Genomic DNA, 19109 nt, shown 5'->3' with positions numbered 1-19109 from the left:
GGTATGAAGGAGGCTTTTAAGATGGAAAAAATTTGTTTTCAGTACGATCAAACATTGCGATTTATGGGGCATCATGAAATGGAGTACAAGCAAGATTTTATTACATCGGCGCATCATTCATTACATAGTCGAAAAGGGGCAGGAAGCGAATATCTAGGTTGGCTTGATCTACCACAGAAGTATGATCAAGAGGAGTTTTCACGAATTCAAGCGACTGCTCGAAAAATAACGGATGATAGCGAAGTCCTACTTGTCATCGGGATAGGTGGTTCTTATGTAGGGGCAAGAGCCGCGATCGAGGCATTAAATCATTCCTTTTATAATATACAATCGTCTAAACAACGAAAAAGGCCGCAAGTGTTTTTTGTTGGCAACAATATTAGCTCTACGTATATAAGCGATCTGCTTTCCTTACTCCAAGGTAAGGATGTCTCTGTCAATGTCATTTCAAAGTCAGGAACAACTACAGAGCCAGCGATTGCTTTTCGTATTTTAAAAAAATTCCTGGAAGAGAAGTATGGGAAAGAAGAAGCACGATCACGAATTTATGTAACAACCGATAAAATGAAAGGGGCTCTTAAAACACTCGCGATGACCGAAGGATATGAGTGTTTTGTTATCCCAGATGATATAGGTGGGCGTTTTTCAGTACTGACCGCTGTGGGCCTTTTACCGATCGCAGTCAGTGGACTGTCTATTCAATCAATGATGGATGGGGCTCTAGCTGCTCAAAACAATTTTAATGATCCTTCTCTTGTCACGAACGAAGCGTATCAATACGCTGTTGTGAGGAACATTTTATACGATAAAGGGATGACGACAGAGGTACTTGTCAATTACGAGCCTTCGTTGCATTATGTAGCGGAATGGTGGAAACAGCTTTTTGGAGAGAGTCAAGGAAAAGATGGTAAAGGATTGTTTCCAGCTTCGGCTAATTTCTCGACCGATTTACATTCCGTGGGACAGTATGTTCAAGAGGGGCGTCGCAACTTATTTGAAACGGTATTGAATGTGAGAAAAGCTCGTGAAGAATTGACAATTGAAGCGGCGGCTACAGATTTGGATGATCTCAACTATTTAGCCGGGAAAACGATTGATTTTGTCAATAATAAAGCTGTTCAAGGAACGATGCTCGCCCATACTGATGGAGGCGTTCCTAATTTGCTTATTACAATTCCTGAATTAAACGAATATCATTTTGGGTATTTGGTGTATTTTTTTGAACTGGCATGCGCTATGAGTGGCTATTTGCTAGGGGTTAACCCATTCGATCAACCTGGGGTTGAAGCGTATAAGACAAATTTGTTCGCTTTGCTTGGAAAACCAGGTTTTGAAAAGCAACAAGCTCTGTTGGAGAAACGACTGCGAAAATGAGATTTGAATAATTGAATAAGATTACATTAAATGCCAGTAGAAGTGTTATTTCTTTTCCTGGTTTTTGGTATGCACTTGGCGAATATGACAACTCGGTGATCCAAGCCCACTCTACTCTTGACAGTGGAACGGGTAGCAAAAATGGGATTAGCCTCTGCTAGGAACATGACGAGAAAACCAAAAGTTTTTTACACGAATAAAATTGAACAACTCAAAAGGGCTTGGGAATTTTTCATTCTCAAGCCCTTTTGACGATCATCGAATTGTTCTGGTGTCAACGTAAACTGGTGTATTTTTAGGATGTAACGTTTTGAAAAAACTGAGGTAAAAACTCTTTGTGTGCTTCTAACATTTCATCTACAATTTCTTTGGCAATGGTGTCAGAAGGAGACAGTGGGTTGATTGTTAACGCAAGAACTGCTTTATTGTAGTCCCCTGTTACTGCGGCTTCCGCTGCTACTCTTTCAAATGACTTGATTTGTTGGACTAACCCTCGAACTTGTACAGGAAGATCTCCCATCACAATTGGTTTAGGGCCGTCTTTTGTAATAATACAACTCACTTCTACTGCCGAGTCATTTGGAATACTGGCGATTGCACCATTATTTCGTGTGTTAACTGGTTGAATGTCTCTTTTGTCTGTATAGATAGACGTAATTAAGCGAACTGCTGCATCCGAGTAATGCGCGCCACCACGTTTTTCTAATTGAGGTGGTTTAATCGCTAGGTCCGGATCTTTATATAGTTCAAATAATTCGGTTTCTAACTTTTGAACGACCTCGGCGCGAGTACCTTCTTTTTTAGCGTTATCAGTATCTCTTTCTACCATTTCTCTTGTTTTGTAGTAATACATATGGTAAGGGCATGCTAGAACATCAAGAGCTTTAATGAACGCGGGTTCCCAACCTAAGCCTTCGATATTTTTTACAAAGCTGCTATTATTAGGATCCATTAACAGATTAATGACTTGATCTTTAACGCTCTCGCCATCCACATATACGTCTAACCCATAAACCATATGGTTGAGACCTGCAAAGTCAATACGAATTCGAGAATGGTCTACATCTAGTAACTTGGCAATCCCCATTTCCATTCCGATTGGAACATTACATAGGCCGACAACTTTTTTAATGGTAGAGTAACGCAATACGGCTTCGGTTATCATGCCAGCAGGATTTGTAAAGTTGATTAACCATGCATCAGGACAGAGCTCTTCCATGTCTTTACAGATATCTAAAATAACCGGAATTGTGCGCAATCCTTTAAATAAACCACCTGGTCCATTTGTTTCCTGACCAAGGACACCATATTTTAATGGAATTCTTTCATCTTTTGCACGAGCATCTAACAGTCCTACACGAAATTGAGTCGTCACAAAATCCGCATCTTTTAAAGCAGCTCTGCGATCAAGCGATAAATGCACTTCGATGGGAAGTCCTGCTTTTTCGATCATGCGCTTGGCAAGCCCTCCAACGATTTCTAATTTTTCTTTTCCAGCTTCTATATCGACTAACCATAGTTCCTTTAGAGGTAATTCATCATAGCGTTTAATGAAACCCTCTACTAATTCAGGTGTATAACTTGATCCTCCGCCAATTGTTGCAATTTTAACCCCTTTTGTCATCGTCTAAGCACCTCCGTATAATTTAGCAAACCTAGCAATCGAATTTCTTAACTCTTAAGGGTATTACAAAGTGACGTATTCTCACTTTCTGATTTGATTGTAAACTCGATTCAGTAAGATGGTGAAGAGGGAAAGAGCATTTAGTTTTTTATAACAAAAGAAAGTATTTGTTACAACGATGTAACGTTGTGTTTTATTGAAAAGATATGGTACGCTACCTTCAAAGTATTGTACTGGTTGTCTTCTCATTTTATAAGGAAAGGAGAATCATTTAGACATGTTTACAATTGAGGCGATTGCGTCATTCAATGAGTTAGAGACATCTGTCTACAACTATATTTGTCAAAACGGCGAAAAAGTGATCTATATGCGGATACGTGAACTTGCAGATGAAACCCATGTATCAACCTCTACGATTTTACGTTTTTGTCGAAAAGTAAATTGTGAGGGCTTTTCAGAATTTAAAGTGAAGCTTAAATGGCATTTAGAAAAAAATAATGCGATTCAGTTAAAAGGCTCCGGGCATTCTGTGATGGAATTTTTCGAGAGGACATTAACAGGAAATCTAGAAGAAAATATTAAGGAAGCTGCTCGTGTTGTGTCAGAATCAGATAATGTCATTTTTATTGGAATCGGAGGTTCTGGTATTCTAGCTGAATACGGAGCACGATATTTCTCAAGCTTAGGTAAATTTTCTGTGTATATAAAAGATCCGTTCTTTCGGATTCAAGCCAACTCAAATAGCGTAACAATCGCTTTATCTGTCAGGGGTGAAAATGATTTTACGGTCACTCATATCAATCAGTTGAAACAAGAAGGAAGTAAGATTATTAGTATTACCAATAGTAAACATTCGACCATAGCGAAAATTTCTGATATAAATATTCCTTATTATGTAACAGAAGAATGGTTTAAAAACGCAGATATTACGACACAGGTACCCGTTATTTATATCTTAGAATCAGTGGCTCGTGAAATTTATAGACTTACTCAAGAAGAAAACTAGTTATAGTTTGCTCCTTGTCAACGTAGAGGGTAATAAAAAATACTCTTTTTATCTTTATTTAGACAATGTCCGTGTTCCGAACGGGCTCTTTAAACCCACGCCCGCTCTCTTTTGTCATCGTCTTCTTATGTTTGTTTTAAACATTTTGTAGAATTCAAAATGTATATTGTTCTTACAAAAAAAGATTATTATTTGTTAAGATAACAAAAAAGAAAGCGCTTACAGGCGGATGCATGTGTTGTTCCTGTTTGGTAGGCAAAATCTACGTTTGAAATCAAATTGCTAAAAGGCTATTCTTAAATCCACATTTAGATTTTTATGTCATCGTTATTTTTATTTGCAAACAACTCGTGAAGGGGGAGTCTAAATGTACATCAAAAAGATTTTAAACAATAATGTTGTTGTGACGACTACTAAATTGAATCAGGAAATTGTAGTTATGGGGAAGGGGTTGGCTTTTCAGAAGAAAATTGGTGAGACTATTGATGCTTCCAAAATTGAAAAGACCTTTGTATTGGAGAACAATGAGATCTCTGAGAAGCTTTCTATTTTATTGAAAGATACTTCTGAACTATACATGAATATTTCTTCAAAAATTTTTGACTATGCCCAATCCCAACTTTCAAGCAAATTGGATGAATATTTATATGTTGCATTAACGGATCACTTAAGCTTCGCGATTAGCAGACACAAACAAGGGATGTATTTAAAGAACGTGTTGTTATGGGAAATTCGAAAATATTATAAGCAGGAGTTTCAAATTGCCTTAAAATCCTTAGATATCATTGAAAGTGATACAGGAATCCGACTTGGAGAAGATGAGGCCGCTTCGATTGCCTTGCATTTAGTGAACAGTCAACTATTCAGTGAAGATATGGCTACATCTGTACGAATTACTGAAATTGTTAAAAATATTTTGAATATTGTTAAATATCATTTCCGGATGGAATTAGATGAAAGTTCAGTCAACCATGAACGTTTCTTAACTCATCTTCGTTTCTCTGCAATCCGGTTTATTCGGAAAGAGAAAGAGAAAGAGAAAGAGGCCAAAAGAAATGACCCATTCCTTTATAAACAAGTAAAAAAGAAATATTCAACGGCCTTTCAGTGTAGTCAAAAGATTATGGTCTATTTGGAGAATACGTATGGTTGGGTTATATCGAATGAAGAAATAACTTATTTAACATTACACATTCATCGTATCATCAACCGATACACGAATTAGATGGTTCATCTGAATAAAAACTTATTTTTTAAAAATACTGAAAAATTTGACTTTAATATCAATTCGGTATATTGTGATTACAAGATAATTATCAATCTATTAAAAAACAACTAATAAGGGAGGCAGTTACTATGAAAAAAGTAACTATTAATAAAGTAGAGAAAATACTTCCTCTAATCAACATATTTAATTTTAGAAACATTACTACTTATTAGTTAACTAATTCTATGGATTACTTATAAGGTTTTAGATAAATTGTCGGGCATGAGAACCGTGTCAAGCAACTAGGGTTAATTTAGTAAAACGAATAAAATATAAGGGTACTTGCAATAAAGTAGTCAATATAAGAATCTTTTCTTTGGTGTTTGTTTCAACGCAATAACCTTAACAGAAATGGGTTCTTTTTCATATTTTAAGTGAAAAAGAGAATCCAAAGAAAAGCTGATAGGTAATTTTTCAGTGGGATTTTGTATATGTGGATAAATAATCTAGGGTAAATTAAATATCTTTTGAAGGAATGTTACCATCTTTGGGCATAACCTGATTTACTTTGAACGGCACGATGTATGAATGTGCCTTGTTCCAAGTTGAATCAGGTTTTTTTGTTGAAAAAATCACCATCACTTGTTTTGAATGATTTCTCACTAGCAAAATGGTTGCTATCTAGGAGTGTTCAATGTGTGACGGCGACATCCCTTAAAGATGGTGGAAAACATTATTGAGAAAGCGCTACTAATAAATTGGATTGCTTTTTTGAACCCGATTTACCGGACTTGCTCTTTTCAAAAAGAGAACGACTTTTCGATTTAAAATTCCTAATATAGTGTATTTTTTCTGGTTTAAGAGGTCTATATTATGTAGGTTTTTTGATGTCTGTGTTCATTTGTGAAAAAAGGATAGAAAGGGGAGGTGGAGTCAGTTGAAGTATGAACAATTGGCAAAAGATATTATTGAAAATGTTGGCGGTAAGGGAAATGTGATCAGCGTTGTTCATTGTATTACTCGTTTGCGTTTTAAGTTAAAAGATGAAGGAAAGGTACAGACTGATGTCCTAAAGAATATGGAAGGCATCGTTATGGTCATGAAAAGTGGTGGTCAGTATCAAGTGGTCATCGGAAATCATGTACCAGATGTCTATAAAGCAGTTGTCGAGATTGGCGGTTTTCATACAGAAGCGTCTGTAGAAGATGTTGATAAAAAGAAAGAAGGGTTATTTACCCAATTTATTGACGTCGTTTCGAGTATCTTTACTCCGATTCTTGGTGTTTTAGCGGCAACCGGGATGATTAAAGGGTTTAATGCTCTGTTTGTCACATTGGGCTGGTTAAGCAATACTTCAGGGACTTATCAAATCATAAACGCTATAGGCGATTCATTGTTTTATTTTTTCCCAATCTTCCTCGGTTACACAGCTAGTAAGAAATTCGGGGGAAATATTTTTATCGGGATGGCTATAGGGGCCTCATTGGTTTATCCAACGCTGTCTCCAGCACTGTCTGACCTAACAGATGGTGAACCGCTGTATACATTGTTTGCGGGCACAATCATTGAATCACCTATTTATCTCACATTTTTAGGAATGCCTGTTATTTTAATGACATATGCATCGTCTGTTATTCCGATCATTCTTGCCGCTTATTTTGGGGCAAAAGTAGAGAATGGATTTAAAAAAGTAATTCCCGATGTTGTGAAAATGTTCTTGGTGCCTTTCTTTACATTGCTTGTTGTTGTACCGATTACATTCATGGTCATTGGACCCATTGCAACATGGTCTGGTCAACTTTTAGGACAAGGAACAATTTGGATTTATGAACTAAGCCCATTAGTGGCTGGAGCTTTTCTAGGTGGTTTGTGGCAAGTATTTGTTATTTTCGGTCTGCACTGGGGTTTGGTTCCGGTTGCGATAAACAATATTTCGGTTTTGGGTTCAGATCCAATTTTAGCATTGACATTTGCGGCTTCTTTCGCACAAATCGGAGCTGTTCTGGCAGTGTGGATTAAAACGAAACAGCAAAAGTTGAAAACTCTTAGTATTCCAGCGTTTATTTCTGGTGTTTTCGGCGTCACTGAGCCAGCGATTTATGGAGTGACCCTTCCATTGAAAAAACCGTTTATTATGAGTTGTGTTGCTGCGGCTGTTGGAGGAGCAATCCTAGGAGTATCGGGGACTCAGCAATTTATGATGGGAGGCCTAGGGATTTTTGGTTTTCCAGCCTTTATCGATCCCGAGAATGGGTTCACTGCAGGATTTTTGGGCGCCTTTATCGCGGTTCTTGTTGGTTTTGTACTCGCGTTTATCCTGACGTTTTTATTTGGAATGGGAAGAAGGACAAAAATAGCGGAAACTGCTGGCGATACGCTAGTTTCAACACAAAATGCGAACAGCGGAGAACCAGAAATGCCTGTTGAAAATGATGTGATTGCGAGTCCGTTAATGGGTGAAGTGATAGGTGTATCAGATCTGAAAGATGCAGCATTTGCATCAGGTGCACTCGGAAAAGGAGTTGCTATTGAGCCTATAGAAGGGAAATTATTTTCACCCGTTTCTGGAACGGTTTCTGCGCTTTTTCCAACTAATCATGCGATTGGGATTACAACCGATCAAGGGGTAGAAATTTTAATTCATCTAGGGATGGATACTGTCCAACTTGATGGGAAATATTTCACTGCTCATACAGCACTAGGTGCTCGTCTAGAGAAAGGGCAACTTCTGATTGAATTTGATATTGCGGCAATTAAGGCAGCAGGATATGATGTGACAACACCAATCGTTGTGACCAATTCTGATAACTACAATCTTCTAGTGATAACGAAAGTTAAGCACGTTGAAGTCGGTGATTGTTTAATCGAGTTGGAGGGGATAACTTCAGGCAGTAGTTTGTCACTACTTTAAGTGATGGGTTAGTATCCAGTCGGAGGGGAAGCCCCCTCCGGCAGATGTCGCAATTTTGAAAGGATTGGGGGAATGCACGTCCTTTTAAAAACTAGGCGTAAGTGATCTCTTTATTATCAATATGAAGGGAAGCGTTGTTGAACTCACAATGCACGTTTTCCTTCCACTACTATTATAAAGGAGTTTTAGTATGTCTAATTTAGTATTTCCTAAAGACTTTTTATGGGGCGGTGCAATCGCTGCCAATCAAGTTGAAGGAGCTTCTTTTAAAGATGGAAAGGGATTAACAATTGTTGATTTGCTGCCGACCGGCAAAAAACGCTGGGAAGTGATGACTGGACAAATCAATTCCTTTCAACCAATCGAAGAAGAATATTACCCATCTCATGGTGCGATCGATTTTTATCATCATTTTAAAGAGGATATTGCTTTGTTTGTGGAAATGGGATTCAAAGTGCTGCGTGTTTCCGTGGCTTGGGCACGAATTTTTCCAAATGGTGATGAGGATCAACCAAATGAGGCAGGCTTGCGGTTTTATGATGATTTATTCGACGAACTTTTAAATAATGGAATTGAACCTGTTGTGACGATTGCTCATTTTGATGTACCTATCCACTTGATCGAAACGTATGGTAGTTGGCGAAATCGAAAATTGGTCCATTTTTTTGAAACGTACGCAACAACTCTGTTTACTAGGTACAAGGATAAAGTAAAGTACTGGATAACATTTAATGAGATCAATATGCTTCTGCACTTACCGTTTGTAGGCGCTGGCCTTGTTTTTAAAGAGGGAGAGAATAAACAACAAATTCAATATCAAGCGGCACATCATCAGCTTGTCGCATCTGCACTTGCTGTTAAAGCTTGTCATGAAATCATACCGAATGCAAAAATTGGTTGTATGTTAGCAGCAGGATCTACCTATCCATATACATGTCATCCGGAAGATATTTGGAGTGCAATGGAAAAAGACCGTGAGTCCTTTTTCTTCATTGATGTGCAATCACGAGGCCAATACCCAAGCTATGCAAAGCGCTTTTTTAAAGATCACCATTTGACGATTGAAATGGAAAAAGAGGATGAAGAACTTCTGAAAAATCATACCGTTGATTATATCGGGTTCAGCTATTACGCAAGCAGGGTAACAAGCACGGATCCTGAAGTATTAAAAAATACGACAAATGGGAATGTATTTGGTTCTGTTGAAAATCCGTTTTTAGAAAAGTCGGAATGGGGTTGGGGGATAGATCCTAAGGGTTTACGGATTACTGCGAATCAGTTATACGATCGCTATCAAAAGCCTTTATTTGTGGTTGAAAATGGCCTAGGTGCTGTCGATAAAGTAACTCCTGAAGGTGAAATTAATGACGATTATCGGATCGAATACTTAAGAAAACACATTGTAGAAATGGCTGAAGCAATCGAGGACGGCGTAGAGATAATTGGGTATACAAGTTGGGGACCAATCGATCTGGTCAGTGCTTCTACGGGCGAAATGAAAAAACGGTATGGCTATATTTATGTCGACAAAGATAATGAAGGTAAGGGATCGCTAAAGAGAATGAAAAAGAAGAGCTTCCACTGGTACAAGAAAGTGATTGAATCCAACGGAGAAAAATCTCGATTAACCAAAGCCGATTGAGTTTGGAGCTTTTTAAATGTACCCTTTATAAAGGATATTGAAAAAGGTTAGGCAACTTTTGAAGCTGCTGTCTGTATTTTGCAGGCGACAGCTTTTTTTAAAATTTCATTAATCTCGATAAATAAAGATTGCGAAAAATCCGAAAAATAAATAAAAATTCAGTTGACTTAATAAATATGCAGACGTATACTAACTTTAACTTATTACAGAGGTGAGTGCATTGAAAGTAGGAATTGTTGGTGCAACCGGGTATGGTGGATTAGAGCTTATTCGATTTTTACATAATCATAAAGCGGTGAAGCGGATCGATTTATTCACATCCTCAGAAGAAGGTGTTATTTTTTCTTCTAAGTTTGGTCATCTCGTTCATATAGCCGATACACCTTTACAAAAAATTGATTATGGGGCTTTGGAGAAATTTGATGTTGTTTTTACAAGTACGCCTTCAGGAGTGACAAGTGAGCTATTACCTCCGCTGGTAGGAAAAGGTCCTAAATTAATAGACTTGTCTGGTGACTTTCGTTTACAAGATCCAGCGAGCTATGAAGCGTGGTACGGTAAAAAAGCGGCACCATTGGAAATTATTCAACAAAGTGTATATGGCTTAACCGAATGGAATGCAGAAAATGTTCAACATGCTTCTCTTGTCGCAAATCCAGGGTGTTACCCAACAGCGGTATTACTTTCGTTGTTACCGTTGCTAAAAGAAAGATTGATTGATTCGAGCTTTTTAGTGATTGATGCTAAAAGTGGGATTTCAGGAGCCGGAAATAAACCATCGCAAACAACGCATTTTAGCGAGGCGAATGAAAGTTTATCAATCTATAAAACGAATGCACATCAGCATATACCAGAAATTGAGCAGGCTATTTCAATGTTTACAGGGGTCGATACAACTATTACTTTTAATACGCATTTAGTGCCAATGACTAGAGGGATTTTATCTACCTCATATGCACCTGTTATGCCTGGTGTTACAGAAGAGCAGCTAGTAGCTTGTTTACGGAGTGCTTATGAAAAGCATCCGTTTGTACGGATTGTTACAGATGCTAATAGTCTGGGAACAAACCGTGTTAAAGGTTCGAACTATTGCGATATTTTAGTGAAAGTAGATAGCCGTACGAATCGTGCCACAATCGTTGGCGTTATCGATAATTTAGTCAAAGGGGCTGCTGGGCAAGCCATTCAAAATATGAACGTTCAATTAGATTTACCACAAATTACAGGATTGGATGTCGTTCCATTCTTTATTTAACTTCTTTCAGAAAAATGTTTTATGTAGCGAAAGCATAGCGTCAGCTTCAAATGTTTCTTATCTCTTATGTCGAGGATAATTGATTAACTAAGGAGGAAAGATTTTATGACATTAATAGCATCCGCAAGTATGATGAAAAAATTATCAAGTAAAAATATTGTTTCACCAAAGGGCTTTAAAGCTGCGGGTTTACACTGTGGTTTAAAGCATAAGAAAAAGGATTTAGCTGTATTAGTCAGTGAAGTACCAGCGAGTGTAGCAGGTGTCTTTACAACGAATGCTGTGCAGGCAGCACCATTAAAAGTAACAAAAGAAGTTGTGTACACAACGAAAAAAATGCAGGCGATGATTGTCAACTCCGGAAATGCTAATGCATGTACAGGGAAGCAAGGAGCGAAGGATGCACAAACAATGCAATTCCTAGTAGCGGAAAAGCTTGGTATCGAGGCAAATTTAGTAGGAGTTTGCTCGACAGGTGTCATCGGTGAAATTATGAAAATGGAGCCAGTAGCAAATGGGATTAATCAGTTAGAGCCAAAGGATAATTTAGAAAGTGCGATTGATTTTGCCCAAGCGATATTAACAACAGATACCGTTATGAAAAACACGAGTTACAGCACTATCGTTGATGGTAAGGAGGTTATTATCGCTGGTGTTGCAAAAGGTTCGGGTATGATTGAACCAAATATGGCGACAATGCTAGGTTTTATTACGACAGATGCAAATATTGAATCAGAAGTTCTACAGGCTACTTTATCTGATCTAACAAACTTGACTTTTAATGCAATTACAGTGGATGGAGATACATCTACAAATGACACAGTAGTTGTGATGGCAAACGGCTTAGCAGGCAATGAAGCTCTAACTCCTAATCATCCAGATTGGCAAAACTTCTACTTTACTTTGAAAACAGTAGCTCAAGACTTAGCGAAAATGATTGCCAAAGATGGTGAAGGTGCAACGAAGCTAATTGAGGTTGAAGTTGAAGGGGCAATTTCGGATGAAGAAGGGCGTAAAATTGCTAAAACAGTAGTCGGTTCACCGCTTGTGAAAACGGCAGTATTTGGCTGTGATGCAAACTGGGGACGTATTATTGCAGCTGTAGGCTATAGTGGCGCAACGGTTGATCCGGAAAAAATTACGATCCAAATTGGCGGTGTAACTATGGTTGAAAACGGTGAGCCAGTTCCATTCTCGGAGGATGAGTTAATTCAAATTTTAAAAATGCATGAAGTGAAAATTTATGTGTCACTTGGTATTGGGGAAGGCAAGGGGCATGCTTGGGGATGTGATCTAACTTATGACTACGTTCAAATCAATGCCTCGTATCGCTCGTAAACGAATGGTTATTAAGCTTGGGGGTAGTACGCTAGAAGGGTTAAATGAATCATTTTTTGAGAATTTTAAAAAACTTCAAGAGAGCGGTGCAGAGCTTATTATTACCCATGGTGGTGGCCCAGCTATCAATCGTGAACTTACGGAGCGTGGAATAAAATCACATGCTATAAACGGTATTCGTGTAACGAGCGAAGCTGTAATGGATATCGTACAGTCAACGTTATTAGGAAAGGTTAATCCGGCGCTTGTTCATGAATTAACAACGGCTGGCATAGCTGCAATTGGTTTAAACGGATTTGATGATCAGTTGATTGTAGCCGATTATTTAGATAAAGATGTATTCGGTTTTGTTGGTGAAGTGAAGACCGTCAATACACCTTTGCTAGAAACATTAATAAATGCAGGGGTAGTACCAGTTATTGCATGCGTCGGAGCGGATGTACATGGTCAAGCGTTGAATATTAATGGAGATACGATAGCAAGTGAAATAGCACTAGCTTTAGAGGCAGATAGCTTATTACTTGTAACAGATGTAAATGGTATTCGAATAAACGGTGAATATCAATCGAAAGTAACACCTTCTTTCATCAATCAATGGATAGAGGAGGGGCATATTTACGGTGGGATGATACCTAAGGTTCAAGGAGCTCTCGAATGCTTAAATTCAGGTATTCCATCCGTGCAAATTGTTGGGGAATCCTTAGTAGGTACGACAATTTTATCTCATTTGAATTAAATGCTTGTCCTCACCTTTGAAAGTTATTCTTCGTTTTAGTAGGAATGACTGTTCTAATGGCATATAGGTAGCAATATAGTTGAGTAAGATTGAAGATTTTTAGCTATGAATTTAAGTAGGGGTGATTAGATGAGTGCTTTATTTGGAAACTATGGAAATCGCCGCGCCCAAATTGTCAAAGGGCAAGGAACAGTTGTTGAAGATGCTGCGGGGAAAAAATATTTAGATTTTACAAGTGGAATTGCTGTAGTGAGTCTTGGTCATGCACATCCTGCGATTGTGGAGGCTATTCATGATCAAAGTAGAACGCTTTGGCATATTTCTAATTTATTTGCTATTCCTGGTCAGGAGAAAGTTGCACAAAAATTAATAGATGATACACATCTTTCATATGCATTTTTCTGTAATAGTGGTGCGGAAGCAAATGAAGCGGCCATCAAGCTTGCACGTAAGCATACAGGGGAAAATCATATTATTACTTTTGAGAAATCCTTTCATGGACGAACTTTTGGAGCAATGTCCGCAACAGGTCAGGGCAAGGTACATAACGGCTTCGGACCACTTGTTGAAAAATTTACAATTCTTCCTTTTAATGATGTGGCAGCACTTGAAGCAACGATTGACGATTCTGTCGCAGCAATTATGTTGGAGATGATTCAAGGTGAGGGTGGCGTTAACAGCGTATCACCAGAGTTCGCAGCAGCAATAGCTAAAGCTTGTGACGACAAAGGAATATTACTAATAATCGATGAGGTTCAAACGGGTATTGGACGAACAGGAACAAAATATGCTTTTGAACAAACGATTTTAAAGCCGCATATTGTAACGTTGGCAAAAGGGCTTGGTGGAGGTTTCCCTGTCGGTAGTATGCTTGGCACAGCAGAGCTATATGAAACATTTAGTCCTGGCACACATGGGACAACATTCGGTGGAAACCCACTTGCAATGCGTGTTGCTGAAACTGTGCTTGATCATGTCTTTGAACCTGCATTTTTACAAAATGTACAGGAGCTATCCGCATATTTTGTGAAGCAGTTAAAAGAGAATCTCCCTTCTGCGTATACCGTACAGGGCCAAGGCTTACTTCTTGGCATTGGCTGTGGTGATTCTGAGGTAGCCTCGTATATAACTGCGGCAGAGGAAAACGGCTTATTATTAGTAGGTGCAGGGCCAAATGTAATTCGTCTACTACCTCCATTAACCGTATCAAAAGCAGAAATCGATGAAGCAGTTGCGATTTTAAAAACGATACTGTTATAGTATCAGGTCAAATTAAATACGATAAAAAATGAATCTGCTAGACTTTCTTTTGTGAGAAGTCTAGCAGATTTTTAATAGCTAATCAAAAAAGACTTATCACCATAACGTGTGGTTGATTTCCGTTCCGGCTGGGCGCTTTGTTGCTGCCGCTACGTTAGCACTACGCTTTCGCACAGAGCAAAGCTTCCTGGGGGCGTCCGATGAGCCGCTTCACTCGCGTTGCTCGCTCCAGGGTCTCATCTGTGACGCTGATCCCCAAGGAGTCGCCCAGCCTCCACTCCAATCAACTTACATGGTTTACGTTTTAACAAATGCCATCCGCAAACTATTGGGTAGTTTAGTAAAATTTTATCGCAGCTCTTTTACTAATGTTTTCACTAGAGTAGGGAGCCAATCATGAAGTTGACTAAATGTAAAGCCCGCAGCTTCTGCTTTTGTAGCTGTCATATACCAATCTGCTGGAACCCCGTATGGTGACTGCGACATTTCATCGCCACCTACCAGAGAAATTTTTGCATGCTTTCCGGTTGTTTCTTCAATAAGCCCCAGTAAATCCTTTAACGAAATTGCGCCTGCCGCTGTTGCGTTATAAGGGCCTTCAATTGGTGTAATGCCAGCAAAATACAAAAATGCAGCTGCTTCGTCATCTGTAATAAAGCTCATTTTTGCTTCAATATTTGGCAATGAAATAGGCTGTTCCTGTAAAATTCGTTCAACATGAAAATGTAAACGGCGTGTATAGTCGTTCACACCCATGACAATAGGGAAACGGACGGCGACAACAGGGAACGTAGCGTCTCTGAAAAGTACTGCTTCTGCTAGACGCTTTCCTTCACCATATGAAAAATCTTCGCGATTCCCCATTCGAATTTCATAATTAAATGGATTAAAATCTTCTTCTGTTTTGACATTGCCGTCTATTTCGTAGGTGGATAGAGTAGATGTAAAAACGAGCTTTTTCGTTTTACCTTCTAAAATTTCACATATTTTAAGAGCTTCATTCGGAGAGTAGCAAATATTATCATAGACAATGTCCCATGTAGTACTTGATAGCGCCTGTGACAACGAATTGGCATCATCTCGATTAACAAATAGCTGTTTCACCTTCGTACCAAAAGGATTTCCACTTTGTCCACGTGTTAAAATAGTTACGTTATGCCCATTTTGAAGACAAAGCTCAACAAGTTTTTTACCAAAGAGGCGAGTGCCTCCTAAAACTAGAATGTTCAATTATTTCCACCCCTTCAAATTTATAGTCACCTATATAATGACAAAAAAACAGGCATACTACAATTACTTTTTAAATGTAGTATGCCTGCCTGTTTATTATTGTTTAGGTGGGTCAGTCGGCGGAGTAATATTTCCGTTGTTTCCTCCATTAGAGCCGTTCCCGTTATTTGAGCCATTTCCAGTTCCACCGGAACCGTTGCCGTTACTTGAGCCATTCCCGTTGTTTCCGGAACCGCTGCCGTTATTTGAGCCATTTCCAGTGTTTCCGGAACCGCTGCCGTTATTTGAGCCATTCCTGTTGTTTCCGGAACCGCTGCCGTTATTTGAGCCATTTCCAGTGTTTCCGGAACCGCTGCCGTTATTTGAGCCATTTCCAGTGTTTCCAGAACCGTTGCCGTTATTTGAGCCATTCCCGGTGTTTCCAGAACCGTCGCTGTTCCCGTTACTACCATCAGACCCATCGCCATTCTCTGAGCCGTTTCCATTTTTGTCCGAGTCATCGCCGTCAGTCGGTGGAGTAGTTGTTGGGACCTCTTCTTCCTTGTCTTTTTCAGGTTGTTTTTCACTTGCGTCGCCACCCGTAGAAACGATATTGGATTGCGGTGAAGTTAAACCTGTAATATCTACAGCGACAACAACATAGGCTTGACCACTTGCTACCGTCATACTTTGTGATGATTCAAGCACTGATCCAACAAGGGTTCTTTCGCCATTTGTTACTTTATAAATTCGGTAACCGACTACATCATTTGAAGAGCCAGTCCATGATAGTGTATTCCCATTAATTGAAGCAGATACTGCTGCTGGTGCATTGCTATCTGCTGGGAAATTAACAGCTGATACCGATGAATTCGCTAATGTCGAATTTTTTGGTAATAGGCTGGCCGGATTACCGCCAAGTGGGCCAAGCATTCGTTTAATAAATGCCTGATTAATTCCTGCACCGCTTGCTTTTACAAATTCTGCTGGTGTGCTAGGAAGGGCATTATAGGTTTTACCTTTTATTGTAACAACGCTTGAAGAAGCTAAGCTATCATCAGCTTGTGAAGGTAAAAATACTTTCGCATTAAACAAATCAGAGCGCACGAGACCAGCATTAGCACATGCTGCAGATGGCGCTAAACCAGAAATACCGCAGAATGATGCAGTGACAACGTTTTTCGGTTGCACAAATCTATTTTTAGGGGCAATTAACTGTGGATCTACATCATATACAGAATTCATTAATGTTCCCCATAGCTTGTTAATTCGCACGCTAGGTTGTTGATACGTATTATTAAATGCATATAGTGATTGATTTTTATCATAACCCATCCATACACCAAGAGAAACATTCGGGTTATAACCAACTAGCCACACGTCTTTGTAGTTTTGTGAAGTACCTGTTTTAGCGGCAAAGTCAGCAGAGAATTTTAATGTATTTCTTGCTACTGTACCTGTTCCTTTTGTTAGCACATCTCGTAACATATCTGTAATGATATAAGAAGTTTCAGGACTAAATACTTGTTCAGGTTTAACTTCGTGTTTATAGATGATATTTCCATTTTGGTCTTCAATTCTATCGATCATATAAGAGTCTATGAATTGTCCACCATTTGCAAAAGTTGCAAAGGCATTGGTGTTCTCTTCAACAGTAATACCTTCTTTTACGCCTCCGATACCAGCTGCAATGTTTGTGAAGTCATCGGGCTTTAGGGTTGTGATCCCCATCTTTACTAAATAATCGGCAGGGCGTCTGTTAAGAATACTATAATATAGTCGTAAAGCTGATAAGTTTTGTGAATCTGCTAATGCCTCACGTGCAGGAATTAGACCTCGTTCATCACTAGTAATATAGTTGCTCGGGCTCCAGCTACCAATCGAGAATTTTACGTCGACTAATGGGCTACCTGCACCGATTACACCGTATTCTATTGCAGGTGCATATACGAGTAAAGGCTTCATTGTTGAGCCATTTGAGCGTTTTGCCTGTGTTGCATAGTTATAACTTTTTAATTCAAAATCACGACCACCGACAAAGCTTAAAATACGTCCTGTAGTATTTTCAATTAAAATACTACCAACCTGTACAGGCATTTGGACATCAATTTCTTCACCTGTTACAGGGTCTTTGTCTTTAACAGTGTAAGTATGACCGTAATTTTTAAAGTTTTCCGCTGCGCTTTGCATCGAATCGTACATATCTTTATTAATAGTTGAATAGATACGATAACCTTTTGAGCGGACATCACGATCTGCTAAGATCGTATACTTTTCTTTTAATTTTGTTTCATTTTTTAAGCGCTCTGGATCAATACCATCTGCTTCTGCTAGTTTTTCCGCAATAATGTCTCTTGCTCGACTTTCAAGCTCATACGTTAGCCATGGGTAGCGATCTTCTGCGCGCATCTCCGGTGAACGGAAGTCAGCAGTGATATCGTAAGCAAGTGCTTCTTTATATTGAGCTTCGTTAATATAACCTGCGTCTTTCATACGAAAAAGTACAGTTTTCATTCGATCAATACCCGGTTGCAGAGCTTCTTTACTTTTAAGTACACCTGTATTTGTGAAAGGTGTGTAAGCAAAAGGTGATTGAGGTATACCAGCTATATACGCTGCTTGAGGAAGCGATAAATCCTTTGCTTTTACATTGAAAATACCTTCGGCAGCTGTTTCTACCCCTGCAATATTTCGACCAGAAGCGTTACGGCCATAAGGTATTATGTTTAAATAGGCCTCTAAAATTTCTTCCTTTTTCATAAAGTGCTCTAAACGCATCGCAAGTAAAAGTTCTTTTGCTTTTCGTTCATAAGATACTTCGTTTGTTAATACTTGGTTTTTAATAAGTTGCTGTGTTAGTGTAGAACCACCTGTTTGTGTGGAAGAGTTGGTTACGTCTTGAAGTAACCCGCGGATGACGGCTTTCGGAACTATTCCGTTATGTTCACGGAAATACTCGTCCTCGGTCGCTAATACCGCATTAACAACATCAGGTGAGACAGCATTTAATGTTGTTACTCGACGGTCTAAATCTGTCCGTAATTTTCCGATATAAATATCGTTGGCAAAATAAATCTCACTTGTTGAATCATAGTTGAAAATTTCTTTTCGTAATTCTTCCTTAGAGCGTAGTGGCTCTTCTTTTACAAGTGAAGCAAAATAGCCAGCGCCAACTGAACCGGCAAATACAGTGCCTACCAATGCAAAGACTAAAAATAGTAAAAATAAGTTCCAGGCAACACTTCCTGAAATACGTAATTTCTTCATCCATTTTTGTTGAATTAAATCATCGATCTTTGCATTGATTTTCTCAATCCAATCTTTCAATGTATCGACCCCCTAAAATCTTGTCTATTATAGCACATATTGATTTAGGTCGAACATAATTATTGACAATGAAAAAGAATCGTTTAGAATAATGCTTATAGTTTTCTAGCGAAGAAGAGCTTGCAGTAGTGTCTATATTCCCTGTTTAGAGAGCCAGCGGTTGGTGAAAGCTGGTCATAATGTAGAGACGAATTACGTGCTTGGAGCTTAGACGTGCGCG

At 38.9% G+C, this 19109-nt stretch carries 12 protein-coding genes and 1 other annotated feature (1 of these 13 cut by a window edge); of the genes, 9 read left to right on the top strand and 3 right to left on the bottom strand.

Translation table 11 applies throughout. From position 1 onward, the window contains the following. Positions 1-21: 21 nt before the first annotated feature. The gene (locus ACVYAD_RS16050) at positions 22-1374 is read left to right on the top strand and encodes a glucose-6-phosphate isomerase (protein ID WP_476427117.1); all 1353 of its coding nucleotides are present in this window, start codon (positions 22-24) and stop codon (positions 1372-1374) included. 295 nt (positions 1375-1669) lie between these two features. Here ACVYAD_RS16050 and ACVYAD_RS16045 read toward each other — a convergent pair whose 3' ends face one another. After that, complete coding sequence (locus tag ACVYAD_RS16045) at positions 1670-2998, bottom strand: 6-phospho-beta-glucosidase (protein ID WP_476427116.1); 1329 nt, start codon at positions 2996-2998, stop codon at positions 1670-1672. A 277-nt stretch (positions 2999-3275) separates the two neighbouring features. Here ACVYAD_RS16045 and ACVYAD_RS16040 point away from each other — a divergent pair, with 277 nt between their 5' ends. The 8 genes from ACVYAD_RS16040 to ACVYAD_RS16005 all read left to right on the top strand — a co-directional run bounded on the left by ACVYAD_RS16040 (position 3276) and on the right by ACVYAD_RS16005 (position 14353). Next, positions 3276-4004: a MurR/RpiR family transcriptional regulator gene (locus tag ACVYAD_RS16040; RefSeq protein ID WP_349659169.1), complete on the top strand. Its 729-nt coding sequence runs from the start codon at positions 3276-3278 to the stop codon at positions 4002-4004. A 367-nt stretch (positions 4005-4371) separates the two neighbouring features. Further along, positions 4372-5229, top strand: a complete 858-nt coding sequence (gene licT, locus ACVYAD_RS16035) for a BglG family transcription antiterminator LicT (protein ID WP_476427115.1) — start codon at positions 4372-4374, stop codon at positions 5227-5229. A gap of 919 nt (positions 5230-6148) precedes the next feature. Further along, complete coding sequence (locus tag ACVYAD_RS16030) at positions 6149-8122, top strand: beta-glucoside-specific PTS transporter subunit IIABC (RefSeq protein WP_476427113.1); 1974 nt, start codon at positions 6149-6151, stop codon at positions 8120-8122. A gap of 190 nt (positions 8123-8312) precedes the next feature. Further along, a complete protein-coding gene (locus ACVYAD_RS16025) occupies positions 8313-9764 on the top strand; it encodes a 6-phospho-beta-glucosidase (RefSeq protein ID WP_476427112.1) in 1452 nt (483 codons plus the stop codon). A 220-nt stretch (positions 9765-9984) separates the two neighbouring features. Next, a complete protein-coding gene (gene argC / locus ACVYAD_RS16020; protein WP_476427110.1) occupies positions 9985-11019 on the top strand; it encodes an N-acetyl-gamma-glutamyl-phosphate reductase in 1035 nt (344 codons plus the stop codon). A 105-nt stretch (positions 11020-11124) separates the two neighbouring features. Next, positions 11125-12357 (top strand): bifunctional glutamate N-acetyltransferase/amino-acid acetyltransferase ArgJ, encoded by a 1233-nt coding sequence (gene argJ, locus ACVYAD_RS16015; protein WP_349659173.1) that lies wholly within the window; start codon positions 11125-11127, stop codon positions 12355-12357. Beyond that, positions 12320-13093 (top strand): acetylglutamate kinase, encoded by a 774-nt coding sequence (gene argB, locus ACVYAD_RS16010; RefSeq protein ID WP_476427109.1) that lies wholly within the window; start codon positions 12320-12322, stop codon positions 13091-13093. The genes argJ and argB overlap by 38 nt, the downstream gene beginning before the upstream one ends. Positions 13094-13222: 129 nt before the next feature. Continuing rightward, positions 13223-14353, top strand: coding sequence for an acetylornithine transaminase (locus ACVYAD_RS16005; protein ID WP_476427108.1), 1131 nt, complete (start codon positions 13223-13225; stop codon positions 14351-14353). A 348-nt stretch (positions 14354-14701) separates the two neighbouring features. Here ACVYAD_RS16005 and ACVYAD_RS16000 read toward each other — a convergent pair whose 3' ends face one another. Together ACVYAD_RS16000 and ACVYAD_RS15995 are read right to left on the bottom strand one after the other, a co-directional pair. Then, complete coding sequence (locus tag ACVYAD_RS16000) at positions 14702-15583, bottom strand: NAD-dependent epimerase/dehydratase family protein (RefSeq protein ID WP_349659176.1); 882 nt, start codon at positions 15581-15583, stop codon at positions 14702-14704. A gap of 96 nt (positions 15584-15679) precedes the next feature. Then, positions 15680-18889, bottom strand: coding sequence for a transglycosylase domain-containing protein (locus ACVYAD_RS15995; RefSeq protein ID WP_476427107.1), 3210 nt, complete (start codon positions 18887-18889; stop codon positions 15680-15682). A gap of 102 nt (positions 18890-18991) precedes the next feature. After that, positions 18992-19109, top strand: a binding site (T-box leader); it runs 86 nt beyond the window's last position.

Source organism: Lysinibacillus sp. G1-3 (assembly GCF_056322905.1).
This window is presented reverse-complemented; position numbering and strand designations above follow the sequence as displayed.

What these genes read in the sequence shown, in the direction of transcription:
- argJ (WP_349659173.1), top strand. Translation starts at nt 11,125, where the DNA reads ATGACATTAATAGCATCCGCAAGTATGATGAAAAAATTATCAAGTAAA.
- ACVYAD_RS16040 (WP_349659169.1), top strand. Translation starts at nt 3,276, where the DNA reads ATGTTTACAATTGAGGCGATTGCGTCATTCAATGAGTTAGAGACATCT.
- ACVYAD_RS16025 (WP_476427112.1), top strand. Translation starts at nt 8,313, where the DNA reads ATGTCTAATTTAGTATTTCCTAAAGACTTTTTATGGGGCGGTGCAATC.
- licT (WP_476427115.1), top strand. Translation starts at nt 4,372, where the DNA reads ATGTACATCAAAAAGATTTTAAACAATAATGTTGTTGTGACGACTACT.
- ACVYAD_RS16005 (WP_476427108.1), top strand. Translation starts at nt 13,223, where the DNA reads ATGAGTGCTTTATTTGGAAACTATGGAAATCGCCGCGCCCAAATTGTC.
- ACVYAD_RS16050 (WP_476427117.1), top strand. Translation starts at nt 22, where the DNA reads ATGGAAAAAATTTGTTTTCAGTACGATCAAACATTGCGATTTATGGGG.
- argB (WP_476427109.1), top strand. Translation starts at nt 12,320, where the DNA reads ATGACTACGTTCAAATCAATGCCTCGTATCGCTCGTAAACGAATGGTT.
- ACVYAD_RS16045 (WP_476427116.1), bottom strand. Translation starts at nt 2,998, where the DNA reads ATGACAAAAGGGGTTAAAATTGCAACAATTGGCGGAGGATCAAGTTAT.